The organism is Paraplanobispora siamensis, assembly GCF_016863175.1.
Classification (GTDB): Bacteria; Actinomycetota; Actinomycetes; order Streptosporangiales; family Streptosporangiaceae; genus Planobispora; species Planobispora siamensis.
Genome location: NZ_BOOJ01000082.1, coordinates 12,617 through 33,517, shown reverse-complemented (window position 1 = coordinate 33,517; position 20,901 = coordinate 12,617). Strand labels below are relative to the sequence as shown.

The following is a 20,901-nucleotide window of genomic DNA, read 5'->3' as shown; positions in this document are numbered from 1 at the left end:
AAGTGGACGTGTTTCCCGTATCCACTTCTTCCTAGGTTAGGGGCATGCTCTCCACGACTCCCCGTACCACCCTCAACCGCGGCAGGCAGCGGGCCCGGACCGATCGCGACGACCTGTACGCCGTGCTGGACGCCGGCCTGATCTGCCATCTGGGCGTCGTGGTCGGCGGCTCCCCGATGGTCGTGCCCACCGGATACGGCCGCATCGGCGACACCCTCTACATCCACGGCTCCACCGGGGCCGCCTCCCTGCGCGCCGGCCGCTCCGGCGGCGAGGTCTGCGTCACCGTCACCCATCTGGACGGCATCGTGCTGGCCCGCTCGGTCTTCCACCACTCGGTCAACTACCGCTCCGCCATGATCTACGGTGTTCCCCGCATCGTGGACGACCCCGAGGAGCACCTCGCCGGGCTGCGCGCGATCACCGAGCAGCTCGCCCCCGGGCAGTGGGCCGCCACCCGCCCGCCGACCAGGAAGGAGCTCGCCGCCACGGCCGTGCTCGCCCTCTCCCTGGAGGAGGCCTCGGTGAAGGTGCGGCAGGGCCCGCCGGTCGACGACGAGGAGGACTACGCGCTGCCGGTCTGGGCCGGGGTGCTGCCGCTGCGCACGACGTGGGGCGATCCCGAGCCGGACCCCGCGATGACCGCGGATGTGGAGGTTCCCCCGCACATCGCGTCGCGAACCATAACCATTAGGTAAGGCGGCTCGCGCAAACCGGTCAGCGGAAACACACGTCTCATAGGAGGACCCTCGTAGGAGAACGCGCACCCGAGCAGTGGAGGGCGCGATGACGGCCAGCGGATGGATCGCGCCGGGATACACCGAGTTACATGAGCTCGGCGTGGGCGGCGGCGGCCGGGTGGTGCTCGCCCGCCACGACGCGTCGGGCGTGCAGGTGGCCATCAAGTACCTGGCCGAGTCCCTCAGGGACGAGCCGGACTTCCTGACCAGGTTCAGGGCCGAGGCCAGGCTCCTGGTGGAGCTCGTCGACCCGAACGTGGCGCGGCTGTACGAGTACGTCGAGCAGTCGGGCAACGCCGCCATCGTGATGGAGGCCGTCCACGCGATCTCCCTGCGCGGGCTGCTGCGCGAGCACGGCGCCACCGGGCCGGAGGCCGCCCTCGTCGTGCTCAAGGGCTCGCTCACCGGCCTGGACGCCGCCCACCGGATCGGCGTGGTGCACCGCGACTACAAGCCCGAGAACGTGCTCGTCCAGGCGGACGGCACGAGCAAGCTGGTCGACTTCGGCATCGCCGTCCGCGTCGGCGACGCCGACCGGCCCGCGGGCACGCCGCCGTACATGGCGCCCGAGCAGTGGGCGGGAGCCCCGGCCTCCCCCGCCACCGACGTGTACGCCGCCACGACGGTCTTCTTCGAGTGCCTGACCGGCTACCGGCCGTATCGGGCGACCGAGCGGGTGGTGCTGATGCACCAGCACCGCACCGCCCCCATCCCCATCGACGAGGTCCCCGAGCCGGTCCGGGAGCTGGTCGCCCGCGGGCTGGCCAAGGACCCCCGCGACCGCCCGTACGGCGCCGCCCGTTTCGTGGCCGAGCTGGAGGCCGCGGCGGCGGCGGGGTACGGCGAGGACTGGGAGGAGAGGGGGCGGCGCCGGCTGGCCGCGCTGGCCCTGCTGCTGCCGCTGCTGTTCCGCGGCGGTCCGCCGCAGCCGAAGGGTGGCAGCACCCTGTTCCGCACCGTGCTCGACGCGGCGCGCAACAAGGCCACCGGCGTGGTGGCCGGCGCCACCGGCCTGGCGGTCCTCGCCGTCGGCGCGAGTTACTACGCGCTGGCCGCAGACCGGCCGCCGGAGCCGCAGCGGATCGACATCGCCGCGGCCGCGCCGCCCTCCACCCCGATCCCGGCGTTCCCCACCCCGCCGGTCCGCTCCTCCTCCCCGGAGTCCCCGGAGACCTCCTCCGGCGCGGAGCCGCCTTCCGCGGAGCCGCCGGGGCCGGTCGGGAACCCGCCCGGGGCCGGCGGGCTCACCGAGCCGACCGCCACCGCGAGCGGGACATCCCCGGCGGGGACGGCCACGTCCACGGCGTCCTCCACCGCGTCCTCCACCGCGTCCTCCACCGCGTCCTCCACCGCCACGGCGAGCGCGTCGTCGCAGCCGTCCACCGCGACGCCCACGCGCACGGTGACCCCCACCCGAACGCAGACGGCCACCCAGACGGCCACCCAGACGGCCACTCAGACGGCCACTCAGACGGCCACGCAGACGGCCACGCAGACGGCCACGTCCGCGCCGACCCGCACGCGGACGGCCACACCGACGGTCACCCCGACGGTGAGACCCACCCGGACGCGCACGCCGACTCCCACGCCGCGGCCGGAGGTGCGGCGGGTGAACGTGGTGCGGGCCAACGTCACCGCCGGGGGCGCGGCCGTCGTCTCGGTCACGGTGAACTCCGCCGACACCCGGGCGGTGCGCCTGCGCGTCGTCTTCCGGGTGGGCCAGGCGATCCGGCAGCGGGTCGTGCCCCTGACCGGGGCGACCTCCTATCTCCGGACGGTCCGCTTCTCCGTCCCGAAGGCCGCCTGCGGCTCCATGTGGAGCGTGACCGCGACCGGGCTTCCCCCCGGCAGGGCGGACCGGGTCAGCGGCAGGATCCCCGCCTGCCCGAAGCCGTCCGCGACGCCCACCGCGGACTCGCCCGGCAAGAAGCCCCAGAAGACACCTCAGAAGACGCCGGAGAAGACACCGGACAAGACGCCGAGCAAGGCTCCGCAGAAGACACCGGACGCGCCGGTGAAGGAGAAGAAGCCGTCCGACAAGACGGGCCGGCCGTCAGGCGAGGCTCCCGGGTCTGAACAGACAGGGTGATCACCGACCATCCACCCGCTGAGACCGATTCATGATTTATCAGCGGACTTTGTGATCTTATGGCTAAAATACGGTCCGTCTGTTACGGGTGGGGGCCCAGGCTACAGAGGAGACCGTTATGCACGGCATGCCATCAGCCTGGCGGGTCCCCGGTTACACGGAGATTCGCGAGCTGGGCGCCGGCGCCGCCGGCCGCGTGGTGATGGCGCGGCACGATGCCAATGGCATCCTGGTCGCGATCAAGTATCTGTCCGAGGAGCTCCGGAGCGACGTCAGCTTCGTGGCCCGGTTCCGGCACGAGGCCAGGGTCCTGCACAGCCTGAACGACCGGCACGCCGTACGGCTGTACGACTATGTGGAGACCGGCGAGGGCGCCGCCATCGTCATGGAGCTGGTCGACGGCGTCGCCCTGCGCGCCCTCCTGCGCTCCGAGGGCCCGACCGGCCCCGAGGCCGCGCTGCTGGTGCTCAGGGGCTCGCTCATGGGCCTGGCCGCCGCGCACAAGGCCGGAGTCGTGCACCGCGACTTCAAGCCCGAGAACGTGATGGTCGAGGCCGACGGCACGAGCAGGCTGGTCGACTTCGGCATCGCGGTGCGCGCCGGAGACGGGGACGCCCCGGCCGGCACGCCGCCGTACATGGCGCCCGAGCAGTGGACGGGCTCCCCCGCCGGGCCGTCCACCGACGTCTACGCCGCCACCGTCGTGTTCTTCGAGTGCCTGACGGGCACCCGTCCCTTCCGCGCGCAGAGCGTGCCCGCGCTGGCCCGCCAGCACCAGGTCATGCCGCCGCCCGTCGAGGAGGTCCCGCCGGCGCTGCAGGGGCTGGTGGAGCGGGGACTGGCCAAGCACCCGGCCGACCGGCCGCCGACCGCCGCCGCGTTCCTTGCCGAGCTGGAGGCGGTGGCCGCCGAGGCCTACGGCCCGGACTGGCAGGAACGCGGCCGCCGCCGGCTGGCCGCGCTCGCCGGACTGCTGGCGGCGCTGTTCCCGCTGGAGGAGAAGGCGCCGGAGACCGACACCTCGCTCGCGGAGACCGACCTCGGTGAGGGCGGTTCCAGGTCCCTGCTCAGCAAGCTGAGCACCAAGCTCCTGGTCGGCGCCGCGTGCGTCGCGGTGATCGCCGGGGTGACCGTCGTGCTGGTCGGCTCCGACGACACCCCCGCGATCCAGACGCAGAGCGCGGCCAGTTCCCCGACCCCGGAGCCCACCGAGCCCGAGGAGTCGGTCGTCCCGGTCGAGGAGACCGAGGAGCCCACGGAGGATCCGGCGGAGGAGACCCCGGAGCCCACCGCGGCGCCGACCACCGCACCGACCGGCACGGCCGCCCCTCCGCCCGCGACGACCGCCCCCAGGGCCACCCCGACGGCCAAGCCCACCAGGAAGCCGACGACCAAGGCGCCCACGAGGGCTCCGACGAGGAAGCCGTCCCCCTCGCCCACCTCCGAGGAGAACTCCGACTTGGGTCAGCCGGACGCGCCCCCCACCAGGACGACCGCTCCCACGCCCACCGCGACGCCCACGCGGACGACGGCCGCGCCCACCGTCAGGCCCACCCGGCCCACCGCCAGGCCCACCACGGCGACTCCCACCGCGACGGCCACCGCGAGCAGCACTCCGAGCAGCACCCCTCCCGAGGAGACGCCGCGGTGAGAGAACGGGATCGGCCTCCGGGCCGTTCCCTCGGTTCCGGTCGCCGCCGGGCGGGTGACGGGCGGCGCGGTTCCGTTCACACTGACGGTGAGCCGCTGGACGGCGGTACGGCGCCGCGGGCGGTGGCAGATGACAGGACGATCTGAATGACGGGGCGAGCAGGGCGATGAACACCGATCGGGGGGAGATCGGCGGCTTCCGGCTGACCGGCCGGACATGGATCGGCGAACTGGGCACGTGGGCGGCGGCGGTCTCGGCCGACGGCAGGCCCGCCAGCGTGCTGAAGTTCGATCCGCGGATGGTGGCCCATCCGGCGACGCGTGAGGAACTGGTCGCGGCCGTGGTCGCCGACCGCAGGCTGGCCCAGGCGGGGCTGACCGGGCTGGTCCCGGTCGCCGACCTGATCGCCGCACAGCACGAGGTCTGGCTGCTCACCGCCGAGCCGGTCAGCCCGACCCTGACCGACCTGCTCGCCGAGACGCCCGGCGCGCCCCGGCCCGACGCGGGCAGCGCGGCCGTCATCCTGGCCGAGACCGCGCAGACCCTGCTGGCCGTGCACGCCGCCGGGCTCGCCCACGGGGCGCTGCATCCCGGCACCGTGGTGATCGCTCCCAGCGGGACGGCCCTGCTCTCCGAACGCGGGCTGGCCGACGCCCTGAACGGGCGTCTTCCGGCGCCGGAGCGCGACGTCACGGCCTGGGCCTCCCTCGCCCTCGGCCTGGCCGCCACCTGGGCCGCGGACACCCCCCGCTCCGCCGAGCTGTTCGAGCGGGCGGCGGCCACGGCCTCCACCCGCGGTCTCGCCGCGGCCCGCGACGTCTTGCTGGCCGGGCGCGACCTGCTGCCGCAGGGATTCCCCACCCGCGACAGGCTGGTGGAGACCCTGCACTGGTGGGCCGCCCGCGAGGTTCCCACCCAGGCCGGGCACCCGGTCCCGGCCGTCCCCGACGAGGGGGACATCGTCACCCTGCTGCACGTCTCCAGGAACGGCGAGGGCTTCACCGGCGCCGGGAACGCCGGCACCGCTACCGGCGGGGGCCGCGCCGACGACGTCGTCGTGCGGTTCGGCCCGGGGGTGCCGCTGGAGACCACGGCCGAGCAGATCTGGCGCGCGGGCCGCCACCAGCAGGAGACCATGTTGCCCGCCGAACGGCTGCAGGCGGTCCGGGCGCCCCGGGCGGCGGCCGCGCGGCGCCGCCGTACCGCCCTGTCCGCGGTGGCGGTGGCCCTGCTGGTCGTGGCGGCCCTGGTCGCCTGGCTGCTGCGGGGGGTGTCGCAGCCTCTGGAGGTGGCGAAGGTGGACGTGATCACACCGAAGAAGACGCAGGGCTGCAACTCGACGGTCAGGATCCGGGGCGTGCTCACCACCAACGGTGAAGCGGGCGAGATCCGCTACCAGTGGAGGCGCAGCGACCGGAAGGCGCCGATCAACCAGACCGACACGGTGGAGGCGGGGAAGACCTCCCATGAGGTGAGCCTCTCCTGGACCGTCAAGGGCGAGGGGAGCTTCAAGGGAACGGCCACGCTGCGGCTGCTCTCACCGCTTCCCGAGGGCGCGTCGATCGAGGACAAGGCGACCTTCACTTATAAATGTTCATGAACGTCATCGAAGGTCCGGAATGCAGCACATTCCGGTTCTTACTACTCTGGCGCCCATGACCACGCAGACCCCCGCAGGGTGGTATCCCGATCCCTACGGTTCTCCCCATTTGCGATGGTGGGACGGCGGCCAGTGGACCGACGCCACCCACCAGACGGACGCACCGGCCGGACAGGCCGCCGCGCCCGCCGCGCAGACCGGCCCGTCGTTCCCTCCCGCGGGCCCGCAGGGCACGGGTCCCCAGCACCCTCCGGTGCCTCCACAGGGAACCGGCCCGCAGCACGCCCCCCTGCCCCCGCAGGGCACGGGCCCGCAGTACTCCCCGGTGCCTCCGCAGGGAACCGGTCCGCAGTATCCCCCGGTGCCCCCGCAGGGCGGCGGCACGGCCCAGCTGCAGCAGCCCCCGTGGGGCGGCGCCCCCGGTGACACGGCGCAGATGCCCTCTCCCGGGTACGGCCCGCAGGGAGCCTTCCCCCCCGGTCCCCAGGGGGCCTTCCCCGGCCCGCCGGGCCCGCCGCAGCCGGCAAAGAAGAGCTCGCTGCCGTGGATCCTGGGCGGCACCGGAGCGGTCGTCCTGGTCGTCGGGATCGTGGTCGCCGCCATGTTCGTGTTCAACCCGGACCGCACGCGGAACGCGAGCAGCCCCTCGTCCGCGCCCACGGCCTCGCAGCAGCAGCCCAGCCCGGACCCGACGCCGAGCTCCACGCCGAGTTCCACGCCGGCGCCGAGCGAGCCGGCCCAGTCTCCGCCGGCCACCGAGCTGCCCCAGCCGGAGTCCGGGCGCGTCTCCGACCCCGTCACCGGGCTGTCCTACGAGTACCCCGACGACAGGTGGAAAGTCCCGCCGCTCAGCGGGCCCGACCAACTCGGGTTCACCTGGACCAGCGGGATCGTGATGACCTCCCACGCGAACTACGACGGCAAGGGCAGCGACTGGCTCGGCAACGTCTACACCGGGGAACTGCCGGACGCCTACAACTACGACGGCGTCGAGAGCATGAAGGCCACGGCTGCGACGCTGCTGCACGCCTTCGATCCGGTCTTCTACAAGCCGCAGCACCTGCGCGACGTCGTCGAGAACAAGGCCATCGAGGTCAGCGGCAAGCCCGCCTGGCAGTTCACGCTCGACTTCGACTTCTCCCGGTCGAGTGAGGCCTACGGGTGGAAGTGGAAGAAGGAGCGGGTCACCTTCGTCCTGGTCGACCGGGGTGCGGGAAGGCCGCCGGCCGTGCTCTACATGTCCATCCCCGACAATCTCGACTTCTCGGTGACCAGCCGCGTGCTCAAGTCGCTGAAGCTCTCGTGACGGGGGGCATTACTCTGAAAGCTATGAGTGACCTCCTGGTCTGGATCGACTGTGAGATGACGGGGCTCGACCTCGGACGTGACGCCCTCATCGAGGTGGCCTGCGTGGTGACCGACGGTGAGCTCAACCGGCTGGACGAGGGGGTGGACGTGGTCATCAAGCCCCCGCCGGAGGCACTGGAGCAGATGTCGGAGGTGGTGCGGGAGATGCACACCGCCTCCGGCCTGCTGAGCGCGCTGGGCGGCGGCGTCACCCTGGCCGAGGCCGAGGCCCTCGTCCTCGACTACATCAAGAGCCACGTGCCGGAGCCCAAGAAGGCCCCGCTCTGCGGGAACTCCATCGCCACCGACAGGTCGTTCATCTCTCGCGACATGCCTCTGGTCGACGCCTTCCTGCACTACCGGATGATCGATGTCTCCTCGGTGAAGGAGCTGGCCCGGCGGTGGTACCCCCGGGTCTACTTCGCCTCCCCGGAGAAGCAGGGCGGGCACCGCGCGCTGGCCGACATCGTCGAGAGCATCCGCGAGCTGCGTTACTACCGCGCGGCGGTCTTCGTGCCCCAGCCGGGCCCCGACTCCGCCACCGCGCGCGAGCTCGCCGAGAGCGTCTCCGCCAGCCAGGGTTGACCGGATAAATGGAGTGCGTGAGGACTCCCAAACACCGCTACACTTTTCATGTGCTGCTGCGGCGGACAGCGTTGCGGCGAACATGGTGGGCGTAGCTCAGTTGGCAGAGCGCCAGGTTGTGGTCCTGGATGTCGGGGGTTCAAGTCCCCTCGCTCACCCTAGGTGGAGCACCACGTCAGAGGGCCCGATCACTCCGGTGATCGGGCCCTCCGCGTTGCTGAGCCCTCATACCGGGCCCTCCGCTCGTGAGCCGTGTCACCGCGGCGAGGACCGCGCCCGGGAATGCGCACGCCTCCGCCTCCGTTGTCGCCGATGCGGGCCCGATCCGGGACCCGCCCGGACGAGACGCGCCGTACCCGGCCTGCAAAGACGACGCTCCTTGAAGGAAGGGAGCCGTCATGGCCTGGCTCATGCTCATCACCGCGGGTCTGTTCGAGGTCGCCATGGCCTACTCGCTCAAGCTCAGCAACGGGTTCTCCGCGCCGCTGCCGAGCCTGGCCTTCGTCGTCAGTTCCCTGCTCAGCTTCGGTCTCCTGGCCCTGGCCCTCAGGAGCCTCGACGTCGGTACGGCCTACGCCGTCTGGACCGGCATCGGCGCCGTCGGCACCGCCACGCTGGGCATGATCGCGCTCGGGGAGGACGCGTCCCCCGTCAAGATCGCCTCGGTCCTCCTCATCCTCGCCGGCGTCGTCGGCCTCAACCTGGCCGGCGGCGGCCACTAGAGGCCGTTCCCGGGGCCCGGCGCGCAGGGCCGGGGCTCATCCGGCCGGGACCCCGGCGGCCTGGAGCGCCGCCTCGGGAGCAGGAAGGAGCTAGCGGTCGCTCCACTCGATCTCGTAGGGGTCGAGGGAGACCTCCCGGCCGTCCACGGTCGTGGTGACCTCCCTGTCGGTCGTGTTGACCATCACCATCCGCTCGGGCTGGGCCAGCACCCGGACGGCGGGGTCGGCGGAGGCGACCTCCTCCAGCCGGACGTCGGCGGGGAACCACGTGGCGAAGTCGCTCACCAGCCGGCCGGTCGGGAGCTCGGCGCCGGTCTCCGGGTCCCACATGCAGCCCTGGCAGGCGCCCTCCTTGGCCTGCGGGTTCCAGTACAGCGCCGTGGCGGCGCCGCTCCTGGCGAACTCCATCATCGAGACGGCCTGGACGGCCAGCCGCTTGGGCTCGGGCCAGGTGGTACCGTCCTCGGGCACGAAGTACCACTCCGACCACCAGATCGGCATGTCACCGGTCCGCTCGCGCAGCCAGGCGGTGACCGCGCCGAACTTGCCCAGCGCGCCGAACTCGTCGGGCAGCATCTCGTGGGCGTCGGTCAGCGAGGCGCCGTCGACCACGATGAAGTCGGCGCCCTTCTTGTTGGCGTACCAGTACTCGAAGGCGTCCAGGGCGTTCTGGTTGACCACGCCCCACGGGCCCCGCAGCTCGGACTTGCCGGTCCTGTTGCTGTCGAAGCCGAGGTAGGGACCGCCGATCTTGGCGTCGGGCCGCACGGCCTTCACCGCGTCGTAGACCTTGTTGTACATCTCGGTGTAGCCCTTGTAGTCCGCGGGCTTGGAGTGGTCCTTCCAGAAGCCCTTGAACTCGTTCCAGACCATGAAGTACTCGACGTCGCGGTACTTCTCGGCGACGGTCGCCGACAGCTTGGCGAAGTCGTCGAAGTGCTCGGGGTAGGGGGCGTCCTCCAGGTGCTCGTCCCAGGCCGAGTCCGAGGTCGGGCCCTCGGGACCGCCCTTCATCCAGTCGGGGGCGCAGCAGAGCGTGATGATCTGCTTGCCGCCGGACTCCTTCATGAGGTTGGTCCGGCTGTCGAGGTCCTCCCAGTAGAACTCCCGGGGATAGGGCTGGGGGTTGAGCGCCCCGAACCCCATGATGTGCTGGTTCTGCAGCATCGGGGTCCGGGAGAGCCGCTCGGCGACGGTCCGCTCGAACCGCGGGGTGATGTTGTTGGCGCTGACCCCCGTGTGGGTGAACCCCCACCGGGGCCACCCGGCCTCCACCGCCGGCGGCTCGCCGATGTCCGTGGCCGCGCTCGCCGACGGCGACGACGACGCGGTGGACGGCTGCCCGGCGGGGACCGCCCGGTCCGCGGAACCGCCGGACGAGCAGCTCGCCAGGGCCAGTGCCATCGCGACGCCTCCCGCGGCTGACACGACCGTCCGACCGGAGCGCCGCCACGCCGATCCACCGCTGCCCGATAGCATCTGACCCCTCACCTGATCGTTGGCGTTCGCCCTGGTCGGAGCGTTCCACAAACAGGATATGAGGGGCATAAATCGCAACGCGCATCACAGGTAAGCGTTATACCGTCCGGCCCGGGATCACCGTAGATCACCCAGATCTCCATGGAGATCGGATTTGTCCGGATGTTCGTGGCCGACCGTCGGGTTTTCTCCCTACTTTCGACTTGTCCACCAAAAATGGATATTGCGGGTTATGCTCGCTGCTATCGCTACGCCGTAAGAGCGGGGGCCTCGGCGACCTGACCGTGTTGCTGCCACGGAGGCCGGATGAGAGTCGACGATGCCGGGTTCAACGCCGAACCCAAAGTCGTGACGGGCTTGAGCAGGCGCGAGACCGAAGTCATGGAGCTGATCGCGAACGGTCACTCCAACGGGCAGATCGCCCAGCACCTGTTCCTCAGTGAGAAGACCGTCAAGAACCATGTGAACCGGATCTACGCCAAGCTGGGCGTGGACTCGCGGGTGACCGCCATCGGCCTGTGGCTGCGGGCCACCCGCGACGACCCCCTCTGAATTCCGCGGCGCGCCACCGGCCGGCGGCACCGGGGGCGCGCCGGCGGACGGCGGGCCCGCCCTGACGTCCACGGGCCCGCGCCGATGTCCGGGGGCCTACGCCGACATCCGCAGATCCCACCCGGTCAGAGTCCTGGCGATGGCGGAGACGCCCTCCCCGATCTCCTCCGGCGTCACCGAGAGCGCCGGGCGCAGCCGTACCGACCTTTCACCGCACGCCAGCACCAGCACGCCCTCGTCCTCCCTGAGCCTGGCCACCAGCTCGTCGCGGTCGGCCGGCGACGGGAGGTCGAAGGCGCACATCAGGCCGCGGCCCCGGACGTTGTCCACCGTCTCGGGCAGGCTCGCCTGCATCTTCCGCAGCTCGGTGAGCAGCTCCTCCCCCAGCTCGGCCGCGCGCGGGATCAGGCCGTCCCGCTCGATGATCTCCAGCATCCGGCGGGAGCGGACCATGTCGACCAGCCCGCCGCCCCAGGTCGAGTTGATCCGGCCGCTGATCCGGAAGACGTTGTCGGGCACCAGGTCCACCCTGCGGCCCGCCATCACCCCGCCGACCTGGACCTTCTTGGCGAAGGCGACCACGTCGGGCCGGAGGCCGAGCTGCTGGTAGGCCCACGGGGTGCCGGTGGCCCCGCCGCCGGTCTGGACCTCGTCCAGCACGAACAGCGCGTCGTGCTCGTGGCAGAGGTCCTGCATGGCCTGCAGGAACTCGGCGCGCATGTGGTTGTCGCCGCCCTCCCCCTGGATCGGCTCGGCGATGAAGCAGGCGATGTCGTGCGGGTGGCGCGCGAAGGCGGCCCGCGCCTGCGCCAGGGCGCGCTCCTCGGCGGCCTCGACGTCCCCGAAGTGGACGGCGGGCACCTCGATGCGGGGCCAGTCGAACTTCGGGAAGCGATCGGTCTTGACCGGGTCGGTGTTCGTCAGCGAGAGGGTGTAGCCGCTGCGGCCGTGGAAGGCCCGGGTCAGGTGGAGCACCTTCGTGCCCAGCTCCGGAGAGCGCCCGTTGGCCTCGTTGTGCCGGCTCTTCCAGTCGAAGGCGCACTTCAGCGCGTTCTCCACGGCGAGGGCGCCGCCCTCGACGAAGAACAGGTGGGGCAGCTCCGGGTCGCCGAGCACGCGGGTGAAGGTCTCGACGAAGTCGGCCAGGTGCCCGGTGTAGAGGTCGGAGTTGGCGGGCTTGTTCGCGGCGATCCTGCCGAGCAGGGCCAGGAACTCCGGATCGTCGTCGAACGGGTTCACGCCGAGCGGCGCCGAGGCGAAGAAGGTGTAGAAGTCCAGGTATTCACGGCCGGTGCGGGCGTCGACGAGCCGGGAACCCCGGCTGCGTTCCAGGTCCAGAACGAGTCTGTAGCCGTCGACCAGCAGGTGACGGGCGAGGCGGCCGTGAACGTCCATATCCCCTCCACTGTGAGCTGGAAAGATGATTCCCCGTCTTGGGCGCGTCTACCTGAAGACATTACGCTCGAACGGCATTCTGCGCGGAGATTCTTCGCATTTCAATGGTCCGGAACTCCCGCCGCCGGACGATCTCCTTACGATCTTCCGTTGAGGGTCCCGGCGAAGGACACAAATCGCCCGAACGCGGCTAGGGTGCGGTCAGAGCGTCCACGTACGGAACGTCAGAGGAGTGCCCGGTGTCCTTCCGCGAATCCGCCGCCGACATGCGCGACGAGCTGACCCGTCTGCGTCACGCCCTGCACCGGGAACCCGAGCTCGGCCTCGATCTGCCCAGGACCCAGGAGAAGGTGCTGGCCGCGCTGTCGGGACTGCCACTGGAGGTACGGCTCGGCGAACAGCTGAGCTCGGTCACCGCGGTGCTGCGGGGCGCGCTGCCCGGCCCGACCGTGCTGCTCCGCGGCGACATGGACGCGCTGCCCGTCTCCGAGCGCGGCGACGCGGAGGTCACCTCCCTGCTGGACGGCCGGATGCACGCCTGCGGGCACGACCTGCACACCACCATGCTCGCCGGGGCGGCTCACCTGCTGGCCGCCCGGCGTGACCGGCTCGCCGGGAACGTGATCTTCATGTTCCAGCCCGGCGAGGAGGGCCACCTCGGCGCGAAGTTCATGATCGAGGAGGGCGTGCTGGACGCGGCGGGTGAGCGCCCGGTCGCGGCCTACGCCCTGCACGTGATCAGCTCGGTGCTCCCGCAGGGCATGTTCATCACCAGGGGCGGGCCGATGATGGCCGCCGCCGACACCCTCATCGTCACCGTGCGCGGCGCGGGAGGGCACGGCTCGGCCCCGCACCGCGCCAAGGACCCGATCCCGGCGGCGTGCGAGATGGTCCTGGCGCTGCAGACCATGGTGACGCGCGGCTTCGACGTGTTCGACCCGGTGGTCGTCACCGTCGGCAGCTTCCACGCCGGGACGACCGACAACGTGATCCCGGAGGAGGCCCGCTTCGAGGTCACCATCCGGTCGTTCTCCGCCGCCTCCCACGAGCGCGTCCGGGAGCGGGCGGTCACCGTGGTCGAGGGCGTCGCGGCGGCCCACGGGCTCGAGGTGGAGACCTCCTTCCCGATGAGCTACCCGGTCACCGTCAACAACGGGGCCGAGGCCGACTTCGTCGGGGCGACCGTCCGGGAGGTCTACGGCGGTGAGCGGTTCGTCACCGCGCCGCAGCCGTTCACCGGGGCGGAGGACTTCTCCCTCGTGTGCAACGAGGTCCCCTCGGCGTTCGTGGCGCTCGGCGCGTGCCCGTCGGACCTCGACCCGGGCAAGGCCGCCTACAACCACGCCCCGGAGGCGCGCTTCGACGACGCCGTGCTCCCGGACGGCGCCGCCCTCTACGCCGAGCTCGCCGCCCGCCGCCTCGGCCTCGCCGCGAGCTGACCCGACCACCGGGCCGGGCGTTCACGCGGTCCCGGCCCGGGTGGGCGTTCAGCCGGCGGGGGTGATGCGGATGCCGACGGTGCCGGCGCTCCCCCGGCGGATCTTGCTGCCGAGGATGACCAGCCGGCCCTGCAGGCCGTACTTCCTGCGCAGCAGGCCGCGCGCCCGCTCGGTCTCCTCGGCGGACAGGATCTCCGCCCGCCCCTTGACCTCCTCGCCCCGCGTGTTCCCGCGCAGGTCGCAGGCCTTGAGGGTGACCTCGGGGTTGTTCCTGATCCGCTTGACCTTCCCGGCGGAGGCGGGGGTCCAGATCACCAGTCCCGCGCCGTCGGGCGCCGCCCAGACCGGGGTGGGGACGCCGGTGCCGTTCTTGCGGAAGGTGGTCACCGACACGTACTGCTCGGCCGCCAGGTCAGCGATGCTCGTCATGGTGGGCACCCTACGCCGCCCCGTAGACCACCAGGGACACCGCGACGTACTGCACCAGATAGGCGGCGAGGGTGAAGGCGTGGAAGACCTCGTGGAAGCCGAACCAGCGGGGCGAGGGATCCGGGCGGCGCAGGCCGTAGACGATCCCGCCCGCGGTGTACAGCACGCCGCCGACGATGACCAGGACCACCGCGGCCACCCCCGCGCCCTCCATCAGCTGGGGCAGCACGAACACGGCCGTCCAGCCCAGGGCGATGTAGAGGGCGGTGGACAGCCAGCGGGGCGCACGGGTCCACAGCACCCGGAACAGCACTCCGGCGATCGCCCCCACCCAGATCACGGACAGGACCACCACACGGGCCGCGCCGTCCAGCGCCAGCAGCGCGAAGGGCGTGTAGGTGCCCGCGATGATCAGGTAGATGTTGGCGTGGTCGAGCCGGCGCAGCGCCTCCTCCAGCCGCGGCGAGAGCGTGCCGCGATGGTAGGTGGCCGAGATGCCGAAGAGCAGGCCGGATGTGATCGCGTAGATCACTGATGCGAGCCGCGCCTGCAGGGTGGGTCCCAGGGCGACCAGGACGAATCCGGCGATGAGCGTGACAGGCAGCGCTCCGGCGTGCAGCCAGCCGCGCAGACGCGGCTTGATCGACTCCGGCAGCGACGTCTTCTCAGCAACGATCGGGGCCATGAACCTACGGTACCGTAACTTACGTAACCGTAAGTTGTGATTTTCCCTACAGCATCCGGCTCTTCCCCCGCCGTGGTTTTCCGCCACGACCTGGGACCGGCCGGGAGACCCGTCTGCCCTACAGGGCGCGCAGGAAACGCGCGGCCACCGGCAGGGCGGACTGTGCGCCGCCGCCGCCGTTCTCCACGAGCACGGCGAAGGCGACGCTCTCGCGGTAGCCGATGAACCAGGCGTGCTCCCGGCCGCCGCCGGCCTCGGCGGTGCCCGTCTTGCCCGCCGTACCCTCCGGCAGGGGGATCTCCGAGGCGGTGCCGTCCGTCACCACCGCCCGCATCATGACACGCAGCCCCTCCGCCACGTCGCGGGGCAACTCGACGGCGTCCCCCTCCTCTGCCGCGCGCTCCATCATGAGGGGCTGGTGCCAGGTGCCGCTCTCCACCGCGGCGGCGACCAGCGCCATGCACAGCGGGCTGGCCAGTACCGAGTGCTGGCCGATGGCGTCGGAGGCCAGCTCGTCGTTCGTGGCGTGCGCCTTGATCTGGCAGTTCACCGCGGGGACCTTGAGCGACTGGTTGAAGCCGAACAGCTCGGCGGCCCGCACCAGGCCGCCGTCCGCCAGCAGCTGGACGGTCTGCTCGACGAAGGCGGTGTTGCAGGAGACCGCGAAGGCCTCGGTCAGCGTCACGGGGCCGGGCGCGGCGTAGTCCCCGGCGTTGCGGAACGGCCTCCCCTCGGGAGGCGAGTAGGTCGCGGGGCAGGCGACCTGGGAGTCCGGGGTCAGCCCGGCGGAGAGCAGCGCCTCGGCGGTGACCACCTTGAACGTCGAGCCCGGCGGGTACAGGCCGCGGAACGCGTTCTGCCCGCCCAGCCGGTCGGCGATCGCGAGGACCTCCCCGGTGCCCGACTCGACCGCGACGATCGCGGCGGGGCCCTCCACCCCGTCCAGCGCCCGGGCCGCCGCCGCCTGGACCGAGCGGGAGAAGGTGGTGCGTATCTCCTCCCCCTTCTCCGGCTCGTCCACCAGGAGCTGCTTGACGTCCCCGGCGGGCGTGACGGCCTCCAGGGCGTAGCCCCCCTCCGAGGTCCGGCCCTCCAGCTCCGCCCCGAGCGCCTGCAGGTACGCCTCGGCCCCGTTGTCGTGCGGGAACGGCTCGCCCGACCGGGTGACCAGGCTGGCCTCCTCCCCGGAGATCTCGCTGATCCGGAGCCGTCCCCCGTCCTTGAGGGCGGGGTGGAGCGTCTCCGGACTCCACAGCACCTTCCACCGGCCGTCCTTGACGGCCAGCTTCAGCGTCGAGGAGAACGGCCACTCGCCGAGACCCTCCACCTCCCTGACCCCGTCGAAGGGCATCTCGGCCGCCTGCCCGCCCCGGAAGCTGATCCGCCCCGGGGTGATGGTCAGCGACTCGATCCCCAGGTCCTGGCTGAAGGTGCGGTGCCTCTCGATGAAGTCGGCCGGGGCGCCGGACACCAGCCTGTTCATCGTGGCCAGGTCGCTCTCCTCCCAGGCCGTCAGGTAGGTCCTGGCCGTCTCCTCGGCCCCGGCGGCCGGCTCGCTCCTGGACGGCGTGGACCTGGTCAGCGCGTAGACGCTCCCCCCGACGATCGTCAGAAAGACGATGACGAGCACGAGGAGGGGCCGACGGCGCATACGGTTTCTCCCAGGGGTGTCCACCCGGTGTATATCAAAGGAAAGAGGACCAAAGGGATGGTCAGGCGGGAACCGCGAGAGCCGATGCCGGGCTGTTACCCGGTGACCTTCGGCGAGGTAGATCTGCTGCGGGACCTCGACCGGCCCTCCGGCTGGGTGATCTCGAAGGACGGCGTGCCCCAGTCCTACGTCGACCTGGAGGATCCCACCTACCTCGACTTCGAGTACGTCCGGCTGATGGCCGACGTGATCGACCTGATGCGCGAGGGTCCGCTGGACGCCGTGCACATCGGGGGCTGCGCCTGCACCCTGCCCCGCTACGTGGCGGCGACCCGTCCCGGCTCCCGGCAGCTCGTCGCCGAGCCGGACGGCGACCTGGTCCAGCTCGTGCGCGACCAGCTCCGGCTGAAGTCGGTGCCCCGCCTCAAGGTGCGGATCGCCGACGGCCGCAGCGCCACCACCGGGCTCCACGACTCCTCCGCGGACCTGTTCGTGCTGGACGCCTTCAGCGGCGCCACCATGCCGATCGACCTGGCCACCAGCGAGTACATGGGCGACGTGGCCCGCGTCCTGCGCCCGGCGGGGACCCTGCTGGTCAACATCGCCGACGGCAAGGGACTCGTCTTCGCCCGCCGGGTCCTGGCCACGATCGGCGGCACCTTCCGCCACCTGGCGCTGCTCGCCGAGCCCGGCGTGCTGCGCGGCCGCCGGTTCGGCAACCTCATCGTCGCCGCCTCCCGCGCCGAACTGCCCCTGGCCGGGCTGACCCGCAAGGCCGCCGGAGGCCTCACCCAGGCCCGCTGCCTGCACGGCGACGACCTGAGCAGGTTCGTCGCCGGGGCCCCGCCACTGAACGACGGCGACCCGGTCATCGTCCCCGTCCCGCCGCCCGCCGTGTTCGGCTGACCGTCATCCCTGCGGCAGCCGGCTCCCCGGCCGGAAGCGGCCACGGGCACCCGGGTACCCGGCCGGGGCGGGCACCTGAACGCCGGCCTGGAGCGGGTCCCCGGGCGCTCAGCCCGGAGCGGGTACCCAGGCGCGCACCCGGGTGCCCTCCCCCGGCGCGCTCGACAGGTCGAGGCCGCCGCCGAGGGCGCTGAGCCGGTCGGCCAGCGGGCCCAGCCCCCGGCGGCCGGTCGCCGCCGGGTCGAAGCCCTTCCCGTCGTCCGTCACCGTGGTCTGCAGCCGCCCGGCGGCGTGCGTCAGCCGTACCTCGATCCGGGAGGCCGAGGCGTGCTTGAGCGCGTTGGCCAGCGCCTCGCTCACCGTGAAGTACAGGGCGCCCTCGACCTGGTCGGGGAAGCGCCGCGCGCGCAGCCCCGGGTCGGCCGTCACCGTGGTCGTCACCGGCAGCCGCGAGCAGCGCTCCTCGATCGCCTCGGCCAGCCCGCCCTGGCTCAGCACGGACGGGTGGATGCCCGCCGCCAGCTCGCGGAGGTCGGCGAGGGTCTGGCGGGCCTGCTCCCGCAGCAGCGCCAGGGTCTCCGGCGTGCTCCCGGTCGCCCTGGCCAGCTCCAGGCCCGCGATGAGCGCGACGAGCTGCTGCTGCGCCCCGTCGTGGATGTTGCGCTCGATCCGCCGCCGCTCGGCCTCCCCCGCGTCGACCAGCCGGGCCGCCAGCGCCGCGCTCTGGATCGCCAGCCCGACCGGTACGGCCAGCGCGGCGAGCTGGCGCCGGTCCTCGGCGGTGAACCACCCGGCGGTCTTGGGCCCGCAGGCGATGTGCCCCAGCCCGGCCGGCACGGTGAGCACCGCCTCCCCGCTCTCCTCGCCCGCGACCAGCCGCGTGCCGTCGGGGAGCACGACCGCCGCCCACCGGATCTCCAGCCCGGCCCGTACGGCCTGCGCCAGCCGCCCGAGCTGCTCGGCGGGCCCGGCCTCCTCCAGCTCGGGTCCCAGCTCCGTCAGCAGCTCGCCGACGGTCGGCCGCAGGTCGAACATCAGGAAGAAACGCGAGCCCCTGATCCCCACCCGGACGTCGAGGAGGTTGTGCCGGAGGACCGCCGCCGCGATCGCCGCGGGCATCGCGGCCATGACCAGCAAGATGCTGATGCTGCGGACCGACTCCTGCCCGCCGCCGCCGAACATCCCTATCAGTACGAACCCGCCCAGGGTCGCCACCAGCCCGGCGATCATCCAGCGCAGCAGGCGCCGCTCCTCAGGCTTGCCCCGCAGCCACCGCCGGATGAGGGAGACCAGCACCGCCAGGGCCATCAGCAGGACCACCGCCTGTCCTCCCGCGGCCATCAGCAGGGTGTACAGCCCCGCCTCTCCCGCCAGCCCCAGCGGGTTGCGGGTGGGGAAGATCGAGTAGAGCTCCTCGTGGCCCAGCACGATGCCCGTCCAGTGGACGGCGATCGCCGCCGCGGCGATCCAGGCCCCCACCCGCCACCCCCGCGAGGGCAACCGCCCATCGGGGAAGAACAGCGGGACGAAGACCCAGCTCAGACCGTAGAAGACGACGAACAGCGAGGCCAGGAGGACCCCGGCGACCGTCATCACCTGCTGATCGGCGGAGACCCTCAGCAGGATCCCGACGCCGAGCGCTCCCAGCCCCAGGCAGTCGGCGGTGGCCAGCAGCAGCCAGCCGTAGACGTTGTCGGGGCGCCTGAGCGCGACGAGCAGGCCGAGCGCCGGCAGGGTCGCGCACGCCAGGACGAACAACCACTGACTCACCGGGACCGGGAAGCCCGTCTCCATGACCGCTCCGGCCACGATCCCCGCGACGGCCACCGCGGCCATGACGGCGGGGAGCGGGCGGAGCAGAGCCGTGGATGCCATGGACGGCAGCGTGACCTGCCGCGGGCCGCGCCGTCTATGAGGTTGTCCGCACACCCGGTGCAGTTTGCCGCACCCCGAAGGACGGGGGTTCGCCGGGTACCGCGCCGTTCCGGTGGTTCCTAGGTTCGGAGAAGGGGCAGCGGACATCGGCGAACCGCCCGCCCCGCGGCTCGCAGAGCCCGCCGGCCCGCCGCGTCCCCGGGAGCCGACCGGTCCTCGCGGGCTCCGATCCCCCTCCGGATGACGGGAGCCATCCGGAACCCGGAGCCCGCGAGGACCGGCCCGGGGGCCGGCGGCGCCGCGAGACCACGACATCGAGATCGACAAGGAGCTTCATATGCGACTGCCGTCCCGGCCGACCCGCCTTCTGGCCCTGGCCCTCCTCACCGCGACCCTCCCCGTGACGACTCTCGCCGCCGCGGGGCACGCGGCGGCCGCGTCTCCCGCTCCGGCCGTCGTCACCGCCCCGGAGATCCCCGACAGCCCGGCGGGCAGGCAGCTGCGCTGGTTCCTCGACGCGCCGAACCGGGCGCCGCTCGCGGAGAGCGAGCTGGCCGAGCACGTCAACGCCGACTATCTCAAGCAGCTGACCGTCGCCGGCTTCAACCAGTTCCTGGCCCAGGTGAAGGGCCTGACCCTGGAGAAGCTGACCCAGGTCACGCCCACCGCCCTGGCCGGTACGGGAAGGCTCGGCGGGCAGGAGTTCGTGATCCGCGTCGCCGTGGACGGGAACGGGAGGATCAACCAGCTCGGGGTGCTCCCGCCCGAGCGGCCCGCCCCGGGAAGCTGGGCCGAGCTCGACGCCCGGCTGGGCAAGGTCGCCCCCGAGACCGGCTTCCTCGCCGCGGAGGTCGGCTCCCGGGGCCGGTGCAAGACCGTCCACGGCGTGGCCGCCGACAAGTCGCAACCGCTGGGTTCCATCTTCAAGGTCTACGTGCTGGGCGCGGTGGCCGAGAAGATCCGCGACGGGAGGCTGCGCTGGGACACCGAGCTCACGGTCAAGCCCGAGTGGAAGGTCCCGGGCACTCCGGGTGACGGCGGGCTGCACGAGCGCCCGGACAACAGCACCGTGACGGTCCGCGAGGCCGCCAAGCTGATGATCGCCATCAGCGACAACACCGCCACCGACATCCTGATCCACACGGTGGGCCGCAGGGCCGTCGAGGCCAAGGTCCGCCAGTGGTCGGGCGACGTCGAGCGGAACACCCCCTTCCTCACCACGCGCGAGTGGGCCCTGCTCAAGGCGGTGAACTATCCGGAGCAGGCCCGCAAGTACCTCTTCCTCGGCACCGCCGGCAAGCGCGCCTACCTGAGGAACACCGTGGCCAAGCAGTCCTTCGAGGGCCTCGAGCCGTGGACCACGCCCCGGGAGATCCACACGATCGAGTGGTTCGGCTCGCCGCGTGACGTCTGCCAGGCCTTCGCCGGGCTGCTGTCGATGAAGAGCAGGACGCTGCACGAGGTCATGTCCGCCAACGACCTCGGCCTCGGGCTCGACGGCAAGAAGTGGCCGCTCGTGTGGGCCAAGGGCGGCTCGGAGGCGGGCGTTCTGAGCATGGCCTTCCTCGCCCGCTCCGCCGACGGCAGGACCTACGTCGTCACCTCGCTGACCAACGACTCCACCAAGCTGATCGACGAGGCCGTCGCCGCCCCCGAACTGCTCGCCCTCGACCGGGGGGCGTTCGCCCTCGCCTCGAAGAAGAGGTGACCGGCCCCTCCGGAAGGTGACCCGGCCTCCCTTTCAAAGGCGGCCGGA

At 72.1% G+C, this 20,901-nt stretch carries 17 protein-coding genes, 1 tRNA gene and 1 riboswitch; of the genes, 12 read left to right on the top strand and 6 right to left on the bottom strand.

Annotated features, from left to right (window positions below; genetic code table 11):
- Window positions 1–44 precede the first annotated feature (44 nt).
- From Psi01_RS39820 to Psi01_RS39785, 8 genes are all read left to right on the top strand, one after another.
- Window positions 45–698, top strand: coding sequence for a pyridoxamine 5'-phosphate oxidase family protein (locus tag Psi01_RS39820; protein ID WP_204069379.1), 654 nt, complete (start codon window positions 45–47; stop codon window positions 696–698).
- An 88-nt stretch (window positions 699–786) separates the two neighbouring features.
- Window positions 787–2,829, top strand: a complete 2,043-nt coding sequence (locus tag Psi01_RS39815) for a serine/threonine-protein kinase (RefSeq protein ID WP_204069378.1) — start codon at window positions 787–789, stop codon at window positions 2,827–2,829.
- Window positions 2,830–2,956: 127 nt separating this feature from the next.
- Window positions 2,957–4,480, top strand: a complete 1,524-nt coding sequence (locus tag Psi01_RS39810) for a serine/threonine-protein kinase (RefSeq protein WP_239128391.1) — start codon at window positions 2,957–2,959, stop codon at window positions 4,478–4,480.
- 166 nt (window positions 4,481–4,646) lie between these two features.
- On the top strand, window positions 4,647–6,080 hold the full coding sequence (locus tag Psi01_RS39805) for a protein kinase family protein (RefSeq protein WP_204069377.1): 1,434 nt from the start codon (window positions 4,647–4,649) through the stop codon (window positions 6,078–6,080).
- Window positions 6,081–6,135: 55 nt separating this feature from the next.
- Window positions 6,136–7,386: a DUF2510 domain-containing protein gene (locus Psi01_RS39800; RefSeq protein WP_204069376.1), complete on the top strand. Its 1,251-nt coding sequence runs from the start codon at window positions 6,136–6,138 to the stop codon at window positions 7,384–7,386.
- Window positions 7,387–7,409: 23 nt separating this feature from the next.
- Complete coding sequence (gene orn / locus Psi01_RS39795) at window positions 7,410–8,012, top strand: oligoribonuclease (protein ID WP_204069375.1); 603 nt, start codon at window positions 7,410–7,412, stop codon at window positions 8,010–8,012.
- 85 nt (window positions 8,013–8,097) lie between these two features.
- Window positions 8,098–8,170: transfer RNA gene (locus Psi01_RS39790), tRNA-His, on the top strand.
- 154 nt (window positions 8,171–8,324) lie between these two features.
- A riboswitch (guanidine-III (ykkC-III) riboswitch) is annotated at window positions 8,325–8,391 on the top strand.
- 19 nt (window positions 8,392–8,410) lie between these two features.
- Window positions 8,411–8,734: a DMT family transporter gene (locus Psi01_RS39785; RefSeq protein WP_204069374.1), complete on the top strand. Its 324-nt coding sequence runs from the start codon at window positions 8,411–8,413 to the stop codon at window positions 8,732–8,734.
- 90 nt (window positions 8,735–8,824) lie between these two features.
- On the opposite strand, the gene Psi01_RS39780 is transcribed toward Psi01_RS39785, so the two are convergent.
- On the bottom strand, window positions 8,825–10,138 hold the full coding sequence (locus Psi01_RS39780) for a xylan 1,4-beta-xylosidase (RefSeq protein ID WP_204069373.1): 1,314 nt from the start codon (window positions 10,136–10,138) through the stop codon (window positions 8,825–8,827).
- Window positions 10,139–10,519: 381 nt separating this feature from the next.
- Here Psi01_RS39780 and Psi01_RS39775 point away from each other — a divergent pair, with 381 nt between their 5' ends.
- A complete protein-coding gene (locus tag Psi01_RS39775; RefSeq protein ID WP_204069372.1) occupies window positions 10,520–10,765 on the top strand; it encodes a helix-turn-helix domain-containing protein in 246 nt (81 codons plus the stop codon).
- A 96-nt stretch (window positions 10,766–10,861) separates the two neighbouring features.
- Here the strand turns inward: Psi01_RS39775 and lat are convergent, their stop codons facing one another.
- A complete protein-coding gene (lat, locus tag Psi01_RS39770; protein ID WP_204069371.1) occupies window positions 10,862–12,160 on the bottom strand; it encodes an L-lysine 6-transaminase in 1,299 nt (432 codons plus the stop codon).
- A gap of 239 nt (window positions 12,161–12,399) precedes the next feature.
- Between lat and Psi01_RS39765 the strand changes: the two genes are divergently transcribed.
- Complete coding sequence (locus Psi01_RS39765) at window positions 12,400–13,599, top strand: M20 metallopeptidase family protein (RefSeq protein ID WP_204069370.1); 1,200 nt, start codon at window positions 12,400–12,402, stop codon at window positions 13,597–13,599.
- A gap of 48 nt (window positions 13,600–13,647) precedes the next feature.
- On the opposite strand, the gene Psi01_RS39760 is transcribed toward Psi01_RS39765, so the two are convergent.
- The 3 genes from Psi01_RS39760 to Psi01_RS39750 all read right to left on the bottom strand — a co-directional run bounded on the left by Psi01_RS39760 (window position 13,648) and on the right by Psi01_RS39750 (window position 16,364).
- On the bottom strand, window positions 13,648–14,028 hold the full coding sequence (locus tag Psi01_RS39760; RefSeq protein WP_204069369.1) for a PPOX class F420-dependent oxidoreductase: 381 nt from the start codon (window positions 14,026–14,028) through the stop codon (window positions 13,648–13,650).
- Window positions 14,029–14,038: 10 nt separating this feature from the next.
- A complete protein-coding gene (gene trhA / locus Psi01_RS39755; protein ID WP_204069368.1) occupies window positions 14,039–14,713 on the bottom strand; it encodes a PAQR family membrane homeostasis protein TrhA in 675 nt (224 codons plus the stop codon).
- Between the two features lie 118 nt (window positions 14,714–14,831).
- Window positions 14,832–16,364 carry a penicillin-binding transpeptidase domain-containing protein gene (locus Psi01_RS39750; protein WP_204069367.1) on the bottom strand — a complete coding sequence of 511 codons (1,533 nt, stop codon included), beginning with the start codon at window positions 16,362–16,364 and terminating at the stop codon, window positions 14,832–14,834.
- An 84-nt stretch (window positions 16,365–16,448) separates the two neighbouring features.
- On the opposite strand from Psi01_RS39750, the gene Psi01_RS39745 reads away from it, so the two are divergent.
- The gene (locus Psi01_RS39745) at window positions 16,449–17,270 is read left to right on the top strand and encodes a spermidine synthase (protein WP_204069366.1); all 822 of its coding nucleotides are present in this window, start codon (window positions 16,449–16,451) and stop codon (window positions 17,268–17,270) included.
- A 108-nt stretch (window positions 17,271–17,378) separates the two neighbouring features.
- On the opposite strand, the gene Psi01_RS39740 is transcribed toward Psi01_RS39745, so the two are convergent.
- Window positions 17,379–19,145, bottom strand: a complete 1,767-nt coding sequence (locus Psi01_RS39740) for a sensor histidine kinase (protein ID WP_204069365.1) — start codon at window positions 19,143–19,145, stop codon at window positions 17,379–17,381.
- Window positions 19,146–19,482: 337 nt separating this feature from the next.
- Between Psi01_RS39740 and Psi01_RS39735 the strand changes: the two genes are divergently transcribed.
- Window positions 19,483–20,853, top strand: a complete 1,371-nt coding sequence (locus tag Psi01_RS39735; RefSeq protein WP_204069364.1) for a serine hydrolase — start codon at window positions 19,483–19,485, stop codon at window positions 20,851–20,853.
- Window positions 20,854–20,901: the final 48 nt, after the last annotated feature.

Coding starts and splice junctions, on each gene's coding strand:
- Psi01_RS39820 (WP_204069379.1), top strand. CDS start 45: ATGCTCTCCACGACTCCCCGTACCACCCTCAACCGCGGCAGGCAGCGG.
- Psi01_RS39815 (WP_204069378.1), top strand. CDS start 787: ATGACGGCCAGCGGATGGATCGCGCCGGGATACACCGAGTTACATGAG.
- Psi01_RS39810 (WP_239128391.1), top strand. CDS start 2,957: ATGCCATCAGCCTGGCGGGTCCCCGGTTACACGGAGATTCGCGAGCTG.
- Psi01_RS39805 (WP_204069377.1), top strand. CDS start 4,647: ATGAACACCGATCGGGGGGAGATCGGCGGCTTCCGGCTGACCGGCCGG.
- Psi01_RS39800 (WP_204069376.1), top strand. CDS start 6,136: ATGACCACGCAGACCCCCGCAGGGTGGTATCCCGATCCCTACGGTTCT.
- orn (WP_204069375.1), top strand. CDS start 7,410: ATGAGTGACCTCCTGGTCTGGATCGACTGTGAGATGACGGGGCTCGAC.
- Psi01_RS39785 (WP_204069374.1), top strand. CDS start 8,411: ATGGCCTGGCTCATGCTCATCACCGCGGGTCTGTTCGAGGTCGCCATG.
- Psi01_RS39780 (WP_204069373.1), bottom strand. CDS start 10,138: ATGGCACTGGCCCTGGCGAGCTGCTCGTCCGGCGGTTCCGCGGACCGG.
- Psi01_RS39775 (WP_204069372.1), top strand. CDS start 10,520: ATGAGAGTCGACGATGCCGGGTTCAACGCCGAACCCAAAGTCGTGACG.
- lat (WP_204069371.1), bottom strand. CDS start 12,160: ATGGACGTTCACGGCCGCCTCGCCCGTCACCTGCTGGTCGACGGCTAC.
- Psi01_RS39760 (WP_204069369.1), bottom strand. CDS start 14,028: ATGACGAGCATCGCTGACCTGGCGGCCGAGCAGTACGTGTCGGTGACC.
- trhA (WP_204069368.1), bottom strand. CDS start 14,713: ATGGCCCCGATCGTTGCTGAGAAGACGTCGCTGCCGGAGTCGATCAAG.
- Psi01_RS39750 (WP_204069367.1), bottom strand. CDS start 16,364: ATGCGCCGTCGGCCCCTCCTCGTGCTCGTCATCGTCTTTCTGACGATC.
- Psi01_RS39745 (WP_204069366.1), top strand. CDS start 16,449: ATGCCGGGCTGTTACCCGGTGACCTTCGGCGAGGTAGATCTGCTGCGG.
- Psi01_RS39740 (WP_204069365.1), bottom strand. CDS start 19,145: ATGGCATCCACGGCTCTGCTCCGCCCGCTCCCCGCCGTCATGGCCGCG.
- Psi01_RS39735 (WP_204069364.1), top strand. CDS start 19,483: ATGCGACTGCCGTCCCGGCCGACCCGCCTTCTGGCCCTGGCCCTCCTC.